The organism is Hungatella sp. (assembly GCF_046966825.1).
In genome coordinates this window covers 1-17,790 of sequence record NZ_JBKVCZ010000131.1, presented here as the reverse complement: position 1 = coordinate 17,790, position 17,790 = coordinate 1, and the positions used below count along the sequence as shown (strand labels likewise).

Annotated in this window: 16 protein-coding genes and 1 pseudogene; 5 read left to right on the top strand and 12 right to left on the bottom strand. The window is 50.7% G+C overall.

Translation table 11 applies throughout. From position 1 onward, the window contains the following. The 8 genes and pseudogenes from ACLTD4_RS27190 to ACLTD4_RS27155 form a co-directional block, all read right to left on the bottom strand. The coding region (locus ACLTD4_RS27190) for a response regulator (protein ID WP_412331718.1) at positions 1-1,175 on the bottom strand (1,175 nt) is incomplete at its 3' end. Next, positions 1,153-1,935 (bottom strand): sensor histidine kinase, encoded by a 783-nt coding sequence (locus ACLTD4_RS27185; protein WP_412331717.1) that lies wholly within the window; start codon positions 1,933-1,935, stop codon positions 1,153-1,155. The genes ACLTD4_RS27190 and ACLTD4_RS27185, both read right to left, overlap by 23 nt. Positions 1,936-1,979: 44 nt before the next feature. Beyond that, entirely contained in the window at positions 1,980-2,936 is a 957-nt protein-coding gene (locus ACLTD4_RS27180; RefSeq protein ID WP_412331716.1) for a cache domain-containing protein, read from the bottom strand. A gap of 55 nt (positions 2,937-2,991) precedes the next feature. Next, positions 2,992-4,419 carry a sulfatase-like hydrolase/transferase gene (locus ACLTD4_RS27175; RefSeq protein ID WP_117621826.1) on the bottom strand — a complete coding sequence of 476 codons (1,428 nt, stop codon included), beginning with the start codon at positions 4,417-4,419 and terminating at the stop codon, positions 2,992-2,994. A gap of 149 nt (positions 4,420-4,568) precedes the next feature. Next, positions 4,569-8,353, bottom strand: a pseudogene (locus tag ACLTD4_RS27170) (phosphoribosylformylglycinamidine synthase). Positions 8,354-8,515: 162 nt separating this feature from the next. Then, positions 8,516-9,067, bottom strand: a complete 552-nt coding sequence (locus ACLTD4_RS27165; RefSeq protein WP_243008361.1) for a DUF2628 domain-containing protein — start codon at positions 9,065-9,067, stop codon at positions 8,516-8,518. 98 nt (positions 9,068-9,165) lie between these two features. Further along, on the bottom strand, positions 9,166-10,455 hold the full coding sequence (locus ACLTD4_RS27160) for a hypothetical protein (RefSeq protein WP_055655564.1): 1,290 nt from the start codon (positions 10,453-10,455) through the stop codon (positions 9,166-9,168). Further along, positions 10,455-10,997 carry an RNA polymerase sigma factor gene (locus ACLTD4_RS27155; protein WP_055655566.1) on the bottom strand — a complete coding sequence of 181 codons (543 nt, stop codon included), beginning with the start codon at positions 10,995-10,997 and terminating at the stop codon, positions 10,455-10,457. The genes ACLTD4_RS27160 and ACLTD4_RS27155 overlap by 1 nt, the downstream gene beginning before the upstream one ends. Before the next feature lie 188 nt (positions 10,998-11,185). On the opposite strand from ACLTD4_RS27155, the gene ACLTD4_RS27150 reads away from it, so the two are divergent. Both ACLTD4_RS27150 and ACLTD4_RS27145 read left to right on the top strand, forming a co-directional pair. After that, on the top strand, positions 11,186-11,863 hold the full coding sequence (locus ACLTD4_RS27150) for a FadR/GntR family transcriptional regulator (protein WP_055655568.1): 678 nt from the start codon (positions 11,186-11,188) through the stop codon (positions 11,861-11,863). A 189-nt stretch (positions 11,864-12,052) separates the two neighbouring features. Then, complete coding sequence (locus ACLTD4_RS27145) at positions 12,053-12,685, top strand: CatA-like O-acetyltransferase (RefSeq protein ID WP_117621854.1); 633 nt, start codon at positions 12,053-12,055, stop codon at positions 12,683-12,685. Here ACLTD4_RS27145 and ACLTD4_RS27140 read toward each other — a convergent pair. Beyond that, entirely contained in the window at positions 12,652-13,908 is a 1,257-nt protein-coding gene (locus tag ACLTD4_RS27140) for a 6-phosphofructokinase (RefSeq protein WP_055655570.1), read from the bottom strand. The genes ACLTD4_RS27145 and ACLTD4_RS27140 overlap by 34 nt on opposite strands. 184 nt (positions 13,909-14,092) lie before the next feature. Next, the gene (locus ACLTD4_RS27135) at positions 14,093-14,344 is read right to left on the bottom strand and encodes a hypothetical protein (protein WP_117621823.1); all 252 of its coding nucleotides are present in this window, start codon (positions 14,342-14,344) and stop codon (positions 14,093-14,095) included. A 154-nt stretch (positions 14,345-14,498) separates the two neighbouring features. On the opposite strand from ACLTD4_RS27135, the gene ACLTD4_RS27130 reads away from it, so the two are divergent. Both ACLTD4_RS27130 and ACLTD4_RS27125 read left to right on the top strand, forming a co-directional pair. After that, positions 14,499-15,110, top strand: a complete 612-nt coding sequence (locus ACLTD4_RS27130) for a hypothetical protein (protein WP_117621822.1) — start codon at positions 14,499-14,501, stop codon at positions 15,108-15,110. After that, a complete protein-coding gene (locus tag ACLTD4_RS27125) occupies positions 15,107-15,280 on the top strand; it encodes a hypothetical protein (RefSeq protein WP_181988685.1) in 174 nt (57 codons plus the stop codon). The genes ACLTD4_RS27130 and ACLTD4_RS27125 overlap by 4 nt, the downstream gene beginning before the upstream one ends. A gap of 15 nt (positions 15,281-15,295) precedes the next feature. On the opposite strand, the gene ACLTD4_RS27120 is transcribed toward ACLTD4_RS27125, so the two are convergent. Next, complete coding sequence (locus ACLTD4_RS27120; RefSeq protein ID WP_117621821.1) at positions 15,296-15,910, bottom strand: histidine phosphatase family protein; 615 nt, start codon at positions 15,908-15,910, stop codon at positions 15,296-15,298. Next, positions 15,907-16,503, bottom strand: coding sequence for a sigma-70 domain-containing protein (locus tag ACLTD4_RS27115; RefSeq protein ID WP_117621820.1), 597 nt, complete (start codon positions 16,501-16,503; stop codon positions 15,907-15,909). Before ACLTD4_RS27115 ends, ACLTD4_RS27120 begins: the two co-directional genes overlap by 4 nt. 207 nt (positions 16,504-16,710) lie before the next feature. On the opposite strand from ACLTD4_RS27115, the gene ACLTD4_RS27110 reads away from it, so the two are divergent. Beyond that, on the top strand, positions 16,711-17,586 hold the full coding sequence (locus ACLTD4_RS27110) for a LysR family transcriptional regulator (protein WP_002600449.1): 876 nt from the start codon (positions 16,711-16,713) through the stop codon (positions 17,584-17,586). Positions 17,587-17,790 lie beyond the last annotated feature (204 nt).

The window sequence follows — 17,790 nt, the reverse complement described above, 5'->3', positions numbered from 1 at the left end:
TAGGCCAGCGCGGTGCGGATAAATTCCGTCACCTTTTTGCAGCTTTCCGCGTAGCTGACAGACTCGCTTACCGCCCGCTTCTCCTCCAGAAGCATGTGGTGCATCAGCTTTGCATCCTCACCGGCAAAGCGCATATAGGCCATCTCCATGGCATCACAGCAGAAAGCGGCAAACATACAGACCGGAAATACGCCCTCCTGCTTCGCATGGTCCAGCACCGCCTCTATGGTCTGGTAGAATTCCTGGCCGGACACCTCGTAGAGCTCACGCCGCGTCTTCCGGTATCCGCTCTCCCAGCACTTCACGAGGCTGCGAATCTCGCTTCCCGCCATCTCCGCCAGCCAGACCTTCTCTTTTTCCATATAATAACCGCGGCTTAAGCTGCAGGCTGCCTCAATAATCGCGTCCGCCACATGGGCCAGACTGCCCGTCACCGTGCTGATTCCCGCCATACAATGGTTTTTCTGTACGATTGCTGTCCCATACTCATGCAGCAGCTGGATTTTCTGCAGTTCCGTCCGGTCCCGCTCCAGATTCCCCACAATCACGTACGTAAGCTTGTCGTATTCGAATCCCACCACATGGTGAACCTCCGGATTCTCCGGAAGGATGAATTCCTCCAGCACCTCTTTTTTCCACACAGCCACGGCAAACAGCCCCTCATCACGCCACCGGATATTGCATTCCCTAAGTTTCTTTACATCCTCTTCCCCCAGAGTCCTTCCCTCCCGCAGTATATCGCCGATAATGGAATGCTGGCGGCCGGTGCTCTCCGTCTCTGCCCCGCCTTTGGATACCTCGTGCTTAGTCACCCGTTTTTTTAACCGTTCCAATACCTCCTTAAACGACTGATGGTTCATCTCCGTCTTAAGCAGGTAGTCGTCTCCGCCCTGCCGTATGGCCTCCCTGGCCAGATCGAATTCGGCAAAGGCGGTCAAAAGGACCACAACCGTCTCTGGAGAAATCTCCTTAATCCGCTTTAAAAGCTCAAGACCTCCCATAACCGGCATCTTGATATCCGTAAAAACCACGTCCGGTTCATTTTCCTGAAACAGGGCGAGTGCCTGCTCTCCGTTATGGGCGCAGCCGGTCAGCTGGCAATCCGGGTTCTGCCCGATACAGAACTGAAGCCACTCGCATATCATTCTCTCGTCATCTACTATCAGTATTTTCATGATTTACCCCTTGCATCTCCTTAAGCACCACGGGAAGCCTCATGGTAACCGAGGTGCCGATTCCCGGCTCGCTTTCCACCGTAAGCCCGTACCCTTCTCCAAAATTAATCTTGATCCGGTTTAACACATTGAGAATTCCGATGGATCTTCCAGACTGGTATTCCCGTTCACCAAACTGTGCCGTCATCCGGGCAAGCTCCTTCTCGTCAAGCCCCACGCCGTCATCGGAGACGGTGATCAGCAGGGCTCCCTCCGACACAACAGATTCCACGATAATAAGCCCCGCCTCCTCCTTTGCCTCGATCCCATGGAAGATGGCATTCTCTACAATCGGCTGTATGATCAGCGCAGGAACGAGGCACTGCTCCGTCTCCGCCCCCATCTCACACTCATAATGAATCTTGTCCCCATACCGGATCTGCTGCAGCACCAGGTATTTTTCCGTGCTTTCAAACTCCTCCTTCAGGGTGATGAAATCCGTGTCCACAGACAGCGTCTTCTTCAGAAGGTCGGTAAAGGCCGCCATCATCAGAACTGCCTGGTCATTCTTTTTCAGTTCGATCATGCACTGGATTGAAAACAGCGTATTATAGAGAAAATGCGGATTGATCTGCGCTCTTAAAAAATCCATCTCCGACTTGCGCTTCTGCATCTCATTGTCCCGAATGTCCTCCAAAAGCTTCTTAATCTCAGCCGCCATCTCGTTAAAGCTGTCCTTCAGCTGATTGACCTCCTCATATCCCCGGATGTCACTGATCACGTCAAAATCCCCCTGCTTCACCCGGTCCATCAGGCGGCAGAGCTTCAGGATGGCTTCGATATCCGTTCCGACATATAGCAGGCAGCTCCCGTTCCGGCCAGGAGACAGCCGCTTACAATCGCCAGGAGAAGCACCAGCGCCTGGTTTAAAGGCTGCAGTATAACGGCGCACGGCATCTCTTCCACAATCGTCCAGCCAGTCTGGGGATCATAGTAGTTGGACAGCAGATAGTCCTGTCCCAGCTTTTTGATAATGTGGTACTCATTCTCCCCGTAAAGCCGTCTGAAATTATCAACTCCGATAAAGTTCTTTCCAAGCAGGGATTTCTCCCGGCTGGAGACAATGTTGCCTTTCTTATCGAAAATATAGAGGTTGCTCCGGTCTTCGGCCGTTCCGTATAAGTCTTCCAGATATTTTTCATCCACATTGACGAGAATCGTTCCCGTTTCCCTGCCGTCCGTTCCGGCCACCCGGCGAAAGGCTGCGAATACGTACCGCTCTTCCCTGCTCGATAAATCAAACTTCTCCCGGAAGCTGCTGATAAACACGATATCATTTTCCGCGTCGTAGCTCCGCTTATACCAGAGCTGGCTCTCCAGTCCGTCAAAATCGTAGTGGTCCCGCCCTCTGGAGGCGTAACGGAATCCATTATCTCCCAGGATCACCACGTCGTAGGCCACCCCCACATCGTGAAATACCCTGTCGTAGTTCTCCTTCACCCCGTCCAAGTAACGTCCGGCCTGCTCCATCTCTTCCTCCGAGAGGCCGTTCTCACTTAAGCATCTCTGCACCTCTTCATCATACCGGTACAGATTGGATATGGTGATGGTGCTGTTTTTTATGGTGTTGGAACGTTCTGAAATCTGTTTTAATACATCCAGACGGCTCTGGCCGATCTGGTCCATCATCAGCTGTTTTACTCCCAGAAACAGAAAGCTGATAATCAGGAGGGAAAGGACGGCAAAGGTAACGCCATATCCTAAATACAACTGAGTCTTCAATTTCCCGGACGCCTGTTTAAACTTCTCCCAATACTTTTTTATCTCGCTCACCCACTCATTCTTTTAACTTTTCTTTGATGTAATCGTCGCAGCTGTGGGATACCTCCCCCTTGCTCCAGAGCCCGGCAAGGCCGATCTGGCCGGAGCCGAACACGGGCTCCTTAGCCCCGTCGATTTCCGGATTGACGTAATTGATAAACCACTGTTCCAGCTCGTAATTCATCGTTCTTCCGATCTCCTCAGCCTTCTCGTTCCCCGCCAGAAGCAGGTTACTCCGCTCTCCCGGATCCTCCTGCAGATCGTACAGCTCATTGGGGCCGTAAGGATACCGTTTTATAAACTTATATCTGGTCCCACGGATCATACGGTTGGGACCGTACTCATCCATCACCACAATGGATTCTCCCTGATAAAATTCCTGCCCCAGCAGTGCCGGAAGGAAGCTTTTCCCCGGAAGCTTCTCTCCACGATCCGTTCCCTCGATACCAACATAATCGAGCAGTGTCGGCATAAAGTCATATGCAGACAAGAGCGAGGAATTCACCATCCCCGGCTGGATCACCCCTGGCTGGCTCATAATCATCGGAACCTTAACGGAAGATTCGTACATATTGATTGGGAAGGTACCGTTGCCCTTTCCCCAGAAGCCGTGATGGCCGCAGCTGAACCCATTATCGCTGCCAAAGATCACCAGGGTCTCTTCCCTGATCCCCAGTTCATCAAGCTGCTCCAGGATTCGTCCAATATTATAGTCCATGGCGGTAGCAGCGGCATAATATCCGATCTGATTCGCCCGCAAGTCCTGTAAGACTTCCTTCGTCAGATAAATACTGTCGGGATGCTCTTTCTCCATGGGACAGGACAAAAACCGGCAATTCTCATATAAATCGGTGTATTCTTTCGGATGGTTGTTAAGCCAGGGCGCGTGAGGCGCCGTATAGCCCACATGAAGATAGAAAGGCTGCTTTCCCGCATGCTCTTTCAAAAAAGAAATGGCGTCATCCGTGATGACATCCGTGACATAACCAGGTTCATAGACCAGACGGCCCTCTCTGTAAAAAGGAGCACCATAATAAGGGCCTCCGCCAGATTTGTGCGCAAACCAGTGTGTAAAACTCTTTTGAGGCACAGAACTCTTCCCCAGGTGCCATTTGCCGGACAGGCCGCACACGTATCCTTCCTGTGTCAGGATGTCGGTATAGGCAGTCTGACCTGCAAGATATTCTATATCCTCCTGTTTTTTATTATCGTCGCGAATCCAGTCGTGAACGCCGTGCTGAGACGGAATCCTCCCCGTCAAAAGTGACGCCCGTGCCGGAGAGCATACCGGCGATGCGCAGAAGAAGTTCTCGAAACGCATGCCTTCCGCTGCCAGCTTATCTAGGTTCGGTGTGATAATCTCCTCATTACCGGAGCAGCCCATGGCCCATGCTCCCTGATCGTCAGATAATATAAAAACAATATTTGGTTTTTTTGTACTCATTTTTGTTCTCCTTACTATTACTTGTGGTAATAGCTGCGGCAAGTCGAACATTTATCTTTAGTATAGCGAATTGTTTTTTAAATGTAAAGCAAAACAGGAGCAGAAAAATCGCTGTCAGCCATTTTTCTGCTCCCATTCCTGTTATTCTCTTATTTAAAATACTTCACACCGGATTCGAATATCTTCAAATCCTGCTCCCCATAAATATTCATGGCAACTGCCTCGCCCCGTCTCTCGGAGTGAGCCATCTTGCCCAAAATTCTGCCATCCGGGCTTGTGATGCCCTCGATCGCCATATAGGAACCGTTCGGGTTCCAGAACTCGTCCATCGTCGGATTCCCGTTCTCGTCCACGTACTGCGTCGCTACCTGGCCATTCTCGAACAGCTTTTTAATCCAATCATCATTGGCCACAAAACGGCCCTCGCCGTGAGATGCCGGATTGCAGTATACGCCGCCAAGCTCGGCTCCCTGTAACCACGGAGACTTGTTCGTCACTACTTTCGTATAAACCATCTTGGAAATGTGGCGTCCGATGGTGTTCATAGCCAGAGTCGGAGAATCATTTCTCTGCGCCGTGATAGTTCCTTCCGGCACCAGCCCAAGCTTGATCAGCGCCTGGAAGCCGTTGCAGATGCCCAGCATCAGGCCGTCGCGCTCATTTAACAGCTTTTCGATCTCTTCCCTGATCACCGCGTTGCGGAATACGGTTGCAAAGAATTTCGCGGACCCCTCCGGCTCGTCGCCAGCGGAGAAGCCGCCCGGGAACATGACGATCTGGGCTTTTGCAATCTCTTCTCTGTACGCCTCCACGGACTCTCTGATATCATCGGCACTCATATTCTTAAATACCTTTGTCACCACATTTGCACCGGCCCGCTCAAATGCCTTTCGGCTGTCGTACTCGCAGTTGGTACCCGGGAATACCGGAATAAATACGTTCGGTTTTGCAACCTTATTCCTGCAGACATAGATGTCCTTCGTATCGTAGAGCGCTTCCATCACAGGCGTATCTGCCACACCCGATCTGGTCGGGAACACATTTTCCAGAGTCTCTGTCCATGCGTTCAGCGCCTCGTCCATGGTGATGGCCGTGCTGCCGTATTCCAGGACTCCGCGGTCCGTCACTTCGCCGATTACTGTGTAGGAAATAGACAGCTCACTTACCTTTCCGTCCGGAACCTCGCAGACGATGGAGCCCCAGTCCGGAGCGAAGAAATCTCTCGGGTCCACATTGTGCTCGATCTTAACGCCCAGCTTGTTGCCGAACGCCATCTTTGCCACAGATTCAGCCAAACCATGGCCTTCCACCGCATACGCGGAAATGACTCTGCCCGCAGTAATCTCATGATAAAGCTTCTCATACCCATCCATGAGCTGCTTATAAACAGGCAAATCATACTGATCTCTCTCTATATGGAACACAACAATCTTACTGCCTGCCTTCTTAAACTCCGGAGTGATGATGTGCTTCTGATCGGCAATATCCACGGCAAAGGATACCAGTGTCGGCGGAACGTCAATCTCATTGAAGGTTCCGGACATGCTGTCCTTTCCGCCGATGGATGGAAGTCCGAAGCCCAGCTGAGCCTCGTATGCTCCAAGCAGAGCGGAGAACGGCTGGCTCCAGCGGGAGGCCTCCTCCGTCATCCGGCGGAAGTACTCCTGGAAGGTAAAACGGATCTTCTTATAGTCACCGCCTGCGGCCACAATCTTGGCTACAGAGGAAACAACCGCATAAACAGCGCCGTGATACGGGCTCCAGCTGGATAAATACGGATCAAAGCCGTAGCTCATCATCGTCACCGTATCTGTCTTTCCGGAAAGTACCGGAAGCTTCGCCACCATGGACTGCGTCTCTGTCAGCTGGTATTTACCGCCGTAAGGCATGAACACGCTGCCCGCGCCGATGGAACCGTCGAACATCTCTACCAGCCCCTTCTGGGAGCAGACATTTAAGTCGGAAAGCACCTTCATCCACTCACCCCGGACGTCAGAAATCTCCTTCCTGTCAAACGCTCTGCCCTCCTTTCCTTCCGCCAAACCGGAGTTGGAAGCGCTTACCCTGTTCGGGACCTCCACAACGACAGAAGCCTCCTGATGAGCACCGTTCGTATCCAGGAACGCGCGGCTGATATCCACGATATTTCTGCCTCTCCAGTTCATCACCAGACGCGGCTCCTCGGTCACCACTGCAACCTCGATGGCCTCTAAGTTCTCCTCCGCAGCGTAGGCTAAAAACTGTTTTACGTCCTTCGGATCGATGACGACAGCCATACGCTCCTGGCTCTCGGAGATGGCGATCTCTGTTCCATCCAGACCGGCATACTTCTTCGGAACCTTGTCTAAATCAATCTGTAAGCCGTCAGCAAGCTCGCCGATGGCAACGGATACTCCGCCTGCGCCGAAATCGTTGCATTTCTTAATGATGCTGCTGACTTCCGCACGGCGGAACAGTCTCTGAATCTTTCGTTCGGTAGGCGCATTTCCCTTCTGAACCTCGGCGCCGCAGGTCTCGATGGACGCCTCCGTATGTACCTTGGATGAACCGGTAGCTCCGCCGCAGCCGTCACGTCCAGTACGTCCGCCCAGCAAAATGATGATATCGCCCGGATCAGAGGTCTCGCGGATTACATTTTTACGTGGAGCTGCGCCCATGACGGCGCCGATCTCCATGCGCTTTGCCACGTAGTTGGGATGGTAAATTTCTTTTACATATCCGGTGGCAAGACCGATCTGGTTGCCGTAGGAGCTGTATCCGCTGGCCGCGCCGGTCACGATCTTCCTCTGAGGAAGCTTGCCCTTTAACGTCTCATTTAACGGTTTTGTCGGATCGGCAGCCCCTGTCACACGCATAGCCTGGTATACATACGTACGCCCGGACAGCGGATCACGGATAGCTCCGCCAAGACAGGTGGCAGCGCCGCCGAACGGCTCGATCTCTGTCGGATGATTGTGTGTCTCATTCTTGAAATTGACGAGCCACTCCTCCTCTTTTCCATCGATTTCCACAGGCACCACGATGCTGCAGGCGTTGATCTCGTCGGATACTTCCAGATCATCCAGTTTGCCCTCCATGCGCAGCTTCTTCATGGCCATCAGCGCCAAATCCATCAGACAGACGAACTTGCCGCTCTTTCCCTTTAACACCACCTCACGGTCGGCTAAGTACTTCTGGTACGTCGTTTCGATCGGAACCCGGTAATCGCCCTCTGTAAATGCACATCCTTCAATTCCGTCTGGAATGTGGTATGGCGGCAGTGATCGGACCAGTACGTATCCAGGACGCGGATCTCCGTCATGGACGGGTCTCTCTTCTCCTCGTCCCTGAAATAGTTCTGAATATGCTTAAAATCCTTAAAGGTCATGGCAAGGTTCAGGGAATCGTACAACTCCTTTAACGCGCCTTCCTGGGAGCTCTGGAACCCGTCGAATATGATAACGTCGGCCGGTGTCTCAAACACGGTTAAAAGCGTCTCCGGCTTTGTCTCATCCGTTTCTCTGGAATCCACCGGATTGATGCAGAAGGACTTGATATCCGCGGCTTCCGCCTCTGTCACGGTTCCGGAAATCACATAGGTCGTGGCCGATTTGATCACCGGCTCCTCGTCTTCCTTCAAAAGCTTCACACACTGCTCCGCAGAATCGGCCCTCTGATCGAACTGGCCCGGCAGGTACTCCACTGCAAACACCACGTCATTTTCATTTCTCGGAAATGTCTCCTCGTAGACCTCGTCCACCGGCGGCTCGGAAAAAATTGTCTCAAGCGCGGTCCTGTAAGTCTCCTCGGATAAATTCTCGATGTCATAGCGAATCAGGACACGTACATCCGTCACGGTTTCTATCCCAAGATAGCTGGCAATCTCCTCCTTAAGCTCATGGGCCTTTACGGCATAGGCCGGTTTCTTCTCTACATACACTCTTCTTACGCTCATAATTTCCTCCTTGGAAAATATCATTAAGTTCCAATCTTTATGTTTCATCGGGACGCACTGCACCCTTTACTTCTCGTTGATATAATAATACCACAAGATATATCAATTAGAAAAATTAATATATCTTATGGTATTAATTATTGTATCTTATATTTATACAGTCTATAGAAGGAAAGAAATCAGCCAGGTGATCGCCCACTGCAGCACCAGGCTCGCTGCCCACAGAATGACCATCCCTTTTATACTGGTTCCTCCGGCTTTCTGAAGAGATTCCATGAGTGCCTCCTTCTGGACGGCACGCCTTCCGCGGCATCCCTGTTCATCGAGAATGGCATTTATATGACGGCTGTAGAGCCAGTCGCCCAGCAGCCCGAACACGATCATGGACAGGACAAACAGACCGGCCGCCGCACTCATGAACACCAGCGCGTTGTCCGCCGTCAGCATCGTATTCTCCAGGACGGACAACACCATCGTATAAATCACATTGAAGCCCATAATAGCCGCCGCTGCCTTCCACATTTTGCGGTAAGCAAACCATAACGCGGTAAACAGCGCCGCACACCAGTTAAAGCTGCAGCCTTTCTCATGAACCCGCTCGAACTTTCTCAAATAAACGGCGCTCTTTTTTCCGACACACGTCATGATATCTGAGACGAGATACTCACCGATCCTTACGTCGGTCATGCGTTCCCCATTCACTTCTGTCTTCACCTCTCCTTACGTCCGCCGCATCACTCAAACGGCATTTTCCATAATCTGTTTTATTATAGCATGCTTTTCTGAAAATGGTTTACTTTTTTACATTTCTATCACCGACTATCCCACTGAACTTGGATCTCCCCCTCCATCTCCCCCTCGATCTCCCGGAAAATAATTATTACCTCATCCCCGGTCTCATAAGGAAATAATGTCATAAGCTTCGCAGTGCCGCCTATCGTAAACTCCGTCCAGGACCAGGAAATGCCTGCGGTAAATACGTTCCCTGTAGACGTTGTATTGCTTATATTTTCGTTTTCTTCGCATCCCAGTGTCATTCCGGTCAGCGTTCCCCGGTTCGTCTCTTCTGCAAACGTAAAGGTAATCTCATCCTCCGCGCTACGCTGAATTGTCTTTAACTTCATGGTAATTCCGCTTATCTCCAAATCCCTATTGACAGCAATGGTTTTTCCTTTTTCCGGCATGGTGAAACGGTACTCTCCCAGACTGCTGTCATAAGCGCCGCCCAACCGGTATCCCACCTTCGAGGATGAAAATCCGTTAATCACAGTTCCCTCAGCCGCCACCAGCTCATGCGAGAAATTGTCATCCCCGCCAATATAACTGGCTTTTACAGTCTTTCCGTCCTGGTCCTTCATCTCTCCATACGGGAAAAAGATAAACGCATCTTTTAATACGCTGTCTTCCGTCTTCGCAACATAGCCCAGCACCCTGCGGTTCTTGGACAGTGGAATAAAATCAACCTCCAGCCAACCTAACTCCGCTTTTCTCACGGTATCGGCTGCATATTCCGGCGACGGCTCGAGAGTAATTGTCACACAGTGATCCTCCAGTCTCAGAGTCATGGTATTTCCCTCAGGCGCGTCCTCCAGCATATAGCTGTTCTCAGACCTCACCGTTTTCTCCCCTGTGTCGCTGCTTCTTCTACTTTCCGTATACCCGCCGGTCTGGGTACAGCGATACGTCTTCCCGGCCAGTTCCACATACAGAGTATCTTTTACGTCCATATCCTGATTCGTTAAGGAAATATTGAAATACAGGCTGTCATTCTTGCGGTATGCCAAATCTACCCAATAGCCTTCACCATCCGTAAACGGCACGGGGCTCTCCAGTACCTCGTACTGTGTGAGAATGGCGGAGTCCGTTTCCACCGCATCTCCTACCACATAGGTGATAAAGGTCCGCACGGCCGCCAGGACAGAATCAAAATTTGTCAAAACCAGGACAAAGGCTGTACAGGCCACCAGAATCCCGACTGTCTTTCTGAGTCTGCCGCCTTTTCCGAGTCTGTCTCCCTCTACTCGCTGGAAGGTCCGTTCCGTCAATTCTGCCATAAGGTCATCATCCAGTAATTCGTCCATATCGTATCTGTTTCTGTTCATCACACGTCTCCTCCCAGCTCCACGCCATGATCACGAAATGCCTTCACGAGTTTCTTCCGCAGCCTGGTTAAGCGGCTGTCCACCGCCCTTCTCGAACAGCCCTCCCGCCGGGCAATCTCCTCAGGCGTCATATGATAGAGAAAGCGGCAGGTGAAAAGAGTCTGTTCCTTTGGCCGCAGCTGCCGGATCACGCACCTCACCATGTCCTTTAGCGCCGCCACATCCTCGTCCTCCGTCCACAACTCCAGGCTTCCTTCCAACGGTACCGTCTGATACCGTTCCTGTTTCTTTCTGTATGTCAGCGCCCTGCTCTTTGTGATAGTCCTGACATACGTCTCCATGCTTCCCCTCGTTTCATCGTATTTGCCAATGTTTTTCATGGCTTCGTACACCGCATCCAGCGCCAGTTCCTCGATATCCTCATTCGTCCCGGATGGATACAGAATTCTACCCGCAATGGATCTGGCGACCGGTATATACGCATGGTAAAACGTTTCTTCCCATTCCTCAGAGCACTTACTCTGTTCTCTGGCTTTCTCCATACTTCCTCCATCGTCACTACTCTTATTCTGCTTCATCCTGTACTACGACGATTGTAATCCATTTCTTTCGTTTAAAAAAGAATAATTTGATGTTGCCCCACAACCATAGTATAATATAGAAACAGGAAGGTCTGAAAATCAGCAAACTGAAAATAAAATCACCAAACATCAGAAAGGCATAACCGCTCATGACTGCTCAGAATAAAATGCTCTCCCAAAACACCGCAGAAAACATCCGCTCAATGATCACAATCGAAAAACGTTTTGCCCCGGGGGACCGGCTCCCCAACGAACAGGATCTGGCGGACGAGCTTCATGTCAGCAGGACCACCCTGCGGGAAGCCGTAAAGATTCTGGCCGCATACCGCGTTCTGGAGATCCGCCGGGGGATCGGCACCTTTGTCACGGAGGAAGCATTAAATGAAACACAGGATTTTGAACAGCTGGCCGATGTGAAAACCAATGCAAAGGACTTGTATGAGATGCGGCTCATCTTCGAACCGGAAGCCGCCGCCCTTGCCGCCCTGCGCGGAACTGAGGCGGAGATCAGACGGATCCTGGAGATTGGGGAACATATCGAAAAGGAAATTCTCTCAAACCGGGACCGGACTGACGATGAACACGCATTCCACCGCGCAATTGCCCAGGCCACACACAATGAATTTATGAATAAGCTGATGCCTGTCCTCTATCAGGCCATCTCAAAGGGCGTCGTTCTGTCCGAAAAAAATGAACAGGTAAAAAACCACACCATGGAGGACCACCGCATGATCATGGAATTTCTGGAACAAAGAAATCCGGAAGGCGCCAGAAATGCAATGAAAATCCACATACTTCACGCAATAAAAGAACTGAATATAGAGTAAAAATAAAAATCAGATATCCGCGCATCTATCCGCCGGACATCTGATTTTTTATTTTATCTTTCAGTCATACCATGTCTCATTGACATCGTATCTCTTTCGGTCTATAATCACATTAATCCCTGCATTTACGCAGGAGACCCGCAGCTATATCTCATATCAATCACTCAAAGCAAAAGGAGGAAAACCATGATGGAACTCATCGACTTAACCACCTGGGACCGGGCCCTTCACTACCAGATTTTCCGAAACAGCGCCCAGCCGCAATACTGTGTCAGCTTTGAACTGGATATCACCAATTTTCTCACCGCAATCCGGGAAAAGGGGTATTCCTTTACCTTTTCCTTCGTCTACGCTGTTGCGGACTGTGCCAACCGAATCAAAGAATTCCGCTGCCGCTTTGTGGACGGCCAGCCCGTTGTGTTTGACCGGATCCACACGTCCTTCACGTATCTGAATCCGGATACGGAGCTTTTTAAGGTTGTAAATGTCGGAATGAAAGATACCCTGGAGGAATACGTCGCCCTGGCAAAGCGCACGGAGCAGAATCAGAAGGAATATTTCACCGGCCCCATGGGGAATGATATCTTCCAGTTCTCCGCATTTCCATGGGTATCTTTTACCCACATTTCCCACACCGATTCCGGCAGCAGGGACAATGCCACACCGCTGTTCGACTGGGGAAGGTATTTCGAACGGGACGGAAGGACACTGCTTCCTTTCTCGGTACAGGTGCACCACGCCTTTGTAGATGGCGTTCACATCGGAAAGCTGGCAAAGCTTCTGCAGGACTACCTGGACTGTTTTTCTTCCACGTCTGTGTAATACAGATGCCTTGGCAGCCCATCTACCATGATCGGCGTCAGCTCCGCCTGAATGAGCGGCTTGATATAGCTTACGAACTCCTCGGTCACGTAGTCGCCCGCCTCATTGATCCACTCCCTCGGCACCTTTTTCTCCACATTTGCCACCTTATGGACGTCGTAGATATCGGTCACACAGATATACGGGTCGTCCGAGACGCGCTTTAAGATAATCATCTTGCCTGTCTCCCCTTCGAATGCCGCTTTGACGGCTGCGCCGCCCACCTGGAACGCCTCGGTAATATCAACCCGCGACACGATATGGGAGGCGCAGCGCTGGAGGGAGTTAAACTCGATGGCCCTCGTCTTGCATCCGACTTCCCGTGAAATCTTCTCGGCAAGATAACGTGCGGTCCCGGTCAGCTGCCTGTGGCCAAAGGCATCCACGTAATCGATGGTGTCGGTCAGCTCACAGACGTAGCGTCCATCCGCCATCTTCACACCCTCTGAAATCGCAACCACCACGGATTTTTTCCGCTTGTGCAGCTCTTCCACCTTTTTCATGAAGTTCTCCACATCAAAGGGAATCTCAGGAAGAAAGATCATATCCGGCCCCTCGCAGTCCTCACACTTGGCAAGGGCGGCCGCGCCCGTGAGCCAGCCGGCGTTGCGGCCCATGATTTCCAAAAGCGTTACGTTCTGCTGGTCATACACCAGGCCGTCACGGATTACCTCCTTTGTGATGGAACCTATGTATTTTGCGGCGCTGCCATATCCCGGTGTATGGTCCGTCGCGGCTAAATCATTGTCAATGGTCTTCGGCACGCCCATAAACCGGATCCTGCTGCCGTTTAAGATGGAGTAATCGGAGAGTTTTTTTATCGTATCCATGGAGTCATTGCCGCCGATATAGAAGAAGTATTCCACCTCCAGTTTATCCAGAATGGAAAAGATCTTTTTATAGATCTCCTGGTCTTCACAGATCTCCGGCAGTTTGTAACGGCAGGAGCCTAAATAGGCGGAGGGAGTTCTCTTTAACAGTTCAATATCCAGATCATTTTTGATGTGTTCCGACAGATCCACGTACCGTTCTTCCAGCAGTCCCTGAATACCGTGCAGCATCCCGAAAACCTTTTTTGCTCCCCTGTCCTTTGCTGTCTTATAGACACCTGCAAGACTGGAATTAATGACCGCCGTGGGTCCGCCTGACTGGCCGACAATTACATTTCCTCTTACCTCTTTCATCTCCGCAATCCTCCATGACCATGATTATTTTTTGTTTTTGTAAGTACTTACAATTCCTACGCTCCTATCATAATATAGAGAAATTGTAAAAGTCAACTGTAGATATTTTATTCACAAATTTTCATTGTTTTACAATGAATACAAGCCATTTTACGACCTCATGCAAAGAAAAAAGCAGGGCGTTTTACGCGCTCTGCTCTTCCACTGCGGTCACATTCGACTCCAGCATTTCTTTCAATTCTTCCATTCCGATTCCCTGTTCTGTGAGCAGGCCGCGGATTGTTTTAAACTCCTCCAGTTCGATCTGTTCGTTTAATGTTTTTTCCTTTTCTTTTAAGGTAACGAGGCAGTTCTCATACTGTTTGATGCTCTCTCTTACCTCATTTAACTGATCCTGTAATTTTTCCACCGGTGATTTTCTTACGCCTCTCGCCATATTGAAAACGCTCCTTTTCTTTCCTGTTATAGGTTGTATCATTCTTTTTTAGTATATGTAAAAAAGTGGGAACTTATTCCATAAATAACAAATATCCATTACTTCTCCGTTCCAATATGATATAATGAAAAAACAAACGAAAAAGGAGATCTCTATGGAAAAAATACGATCCATAAGAACTGCGCTGGCGTTCAGTCTTGTTATTCTGTTAGCCGGATGTTCCGGGAAACAGGATGGCGCCATGACAATTCAGAAGGCTGATCTTACGGAAAAGGAACAGCAGACTGTCGCCTTGATTGAGACCGGACGCAGTGTAAAATTATATGATTATAAAACGGAACCCGGGATTTCTTCTCTTCTCTGTTCCGTCGAAACGCTGAACGAACAGGGGCAGTGGGAAACCGTCGCTTCCTCGGTTTTCAGCCAGTCCGGCCAGGAAGATGACCGCGTCGCCATTCTGTTTTCCGATGACTCCATTACCTTTTCCTGCGGGGAGGGCCGGTACGAAGTCATGCTCGGTTCCAGCCATTATAAAAATACTGCGGATTCCTGGCTGACAGAGTCTTCCCCCATCCGGACAGATGAAAAAATCCCCCTCGGTATCGTGGCATACACCGACTCCGATTCCGTCATCTTTCCAAATACAGACGACTACGAGGAACCGGAAAAGCTGGCTGACAGACAGTATAAAGAAGTCAAAGCCGTCACCCTCCAGTTCTCCGGTGAGACACTCCCCGGAACCGAAAAAGAAAGGAACACACCATGAATATGAAAAAAACAGCATTTAAAACCCTCGCGCTGATCTTTACCGTGCTGACCCTTTTAGGCTCTCTCTACATCCTGCTGCAGAGAGGCCAGGTAAGCCCCGGATATGCGGTGATTCCCATGCTGTTTGCAATACTCTTTATCCAATTGTCTCATTCCGTGCCCCGGTAAACGTACAGAGTGCCGCTACCTCTTACAGAGATGCGCGGTGTCGTTCACCTCCAGCAGCATATAATCCTGCGTGATGGGATTGTAATTCACGGTAGTGATGCTGGCGTTATCTACTATAATCTCCGCTTCTTCCGGATGGTTTCTCATTAAATAGGCGACAATATAAGCCATGGTCGCACCGTGGGACACGACCGCGATATCTTCCCGGCCGTTTGTCATCTCCATGATGGCTTCGATGGCCCCTGCTACCCGTTCCATGGCCTCCATCTGGGTTTCACCGCCGGGCGGCGCCACATCCACCGGATTGATGGACCAGCGCTCATACTCTGCCGGATACTGTTCCTTTATCTCATCCCAGGTCATGCCTTCCCATTTGCCGAATTCCACCTCGATGAGTCCCGGGACAAGATAAGTCTCCACCTGCTGGCGGTCGCCGATCATCCGCGCCGTCTCCACCGCCCGCACCAGCGTGCTGGAAAATATCTTTGTCACCGGCCGGCTGTCCATCCCCTCCGCCACAAGCTTCGCCTGGGCTCTTCCCGTGTCATTTAAGGGTATGTCGTGACTGCCCTGAATCTTTCCCTGGATATTCCAGTCCGTCTGTCCATGGCGTATCAGATATAGTTTCATTCCTCTTCATCCTCCGCAGCCTCGGTAATTTCTATTCCTTCCACTTCTGCCAGTTCTTCCAGATCCGCGTTTTCCGCGTTCATGCTCATGGCATCCATGGCCATCTTCATGATGTCCTTCACTTCATCTACAGTCATCTTCATCTTATCCGCCAGCTCTTCCACCGTAGCCTCACGCCCCAGCTCCCTGGCAAGCGCCTGGGATACGGTCTGCAGTACGTTGACTCTGGCAGCCAGTTCCTCTCCGGTCTGCTCCGCGGACTCTTCCTCCTCCACAGCCAGATCAAGCGCTTCCTTCATCCGTGCCGTCAAAAAGCCCTCGAAATCACCGTCTCCCGGATTGGTTAAGAATTCCGTCACGGCCATGGTCAGCGCCATGTTCGCCTCGGCGACCAGGTCCGTCAAAAGTACTCTCTTTCCGTCATACGCTTTCGCACAGGTTAAGGCGGCTTCCAGATTCCCCTCGATGAGGCGCTTCCTCGCCCCCTCATCTCCGGCCGCGGCGTCATTTAACAGCTGCGTGTTCTCCTCCTGCGTACAGGGAGTGATCGCTTTCATTTCTTCCAGGTACATCTGATAAAAATCGTCATGCATAAATCTTACTCTCCTTCTGACTGCTAAGTTGTAACGGTTCAGACGGCTCATCTTCTTGACCGATAAACCAGTCAAGAAGCATCGGATATTTTTCCGCCGTCTGAACTGTTACACAAAGTTACCATAATCTGGTATTTTTGTCAATTTCCTTTACAAATCCATCGCATTCGTGATAGAATGTCCTTAGATTTATAAGGAGGACTAATAATGGATATTAATTATGAATTGTATAAAGTATTTTACCATGTTGCTGCCACACTGAGCTTCTCCGAAGCGTCGAAACAGCTGTTTATTTCACAGTCGGCGGTCAGCCAGTCCATCAAAGTGCTGGAGAAAAAGCTGAATCAGACGCTCTTCATCCGGAGCACGAAAAAAGTCCAACTTACCCCGGAAGGCGAGATTCTCTTAAAACACGTGGAACCCGCCATCAATTTGATTCAAAAAGGGGAAAATCAGCTTCTGGAGGCCAACACCCTGAACGGCGGCCAGCTTCGCATCGGCGCCAGCGATACCATCTGCCGTTACTACCTGATTCCGTACTTAAACCGCTTCCACAAGGCTTACCCCAATGTTCATATAAAAGTCACCAACCAGACCTCCATCGAGTGTGCCCACTTACTGGAGAACGGACAGGTTGATTTCATCATCACCAACTATCCTAACTCGGGCCTCTCCAATTCACAGAACGTCCGGGTGATCAATGAATTTCACGACGTCTTCGTCGCCAATCAGGAGTATTTCCCGCTGAAGGGCGAGACGGTCAGCCTGCAGAAGCTGCAGACATACCCCATCCTGATGCTAGACAGGAAGAGCACCACCAGTGAATTCCTGCACCATATGTTCCAGCGGGAACAGCTGGACCTGGTTCCGGAGATCGAGTTAAGCAGCAACGATCTGCTCATCGATCTGGCACGAATCGGCCTGGGAATCGCCTTTGTTCCCGATTTCTGCATCCCGGAAAATGACAAGGACTTATTCATCGTCAAGCTTACGGAAAAGATGCCCGCACGCCAGATGATCGTCGCCTATAATGAAAGCCTTCCCGTTTCCCAGGCTTCCAAACAGTTTATGGACATGATGTAAGCGCCCCGGCGGAGCGTGTCTGAAAGTGATTTTCACACACGCTTCGGCAGGGACTGCCCGGTCAGCGCCGGTTGTATGCCATCAGAGAATTCCCCCACATCTCCTCCCGGTAAGGAAAGTCTTCCTTTCGATACTCCTCTTCCCGGAATCCCACCTTTTCGTAGCAGTGCTTCGCGCCTGGATTACAGTCGAATACCTTGAGCG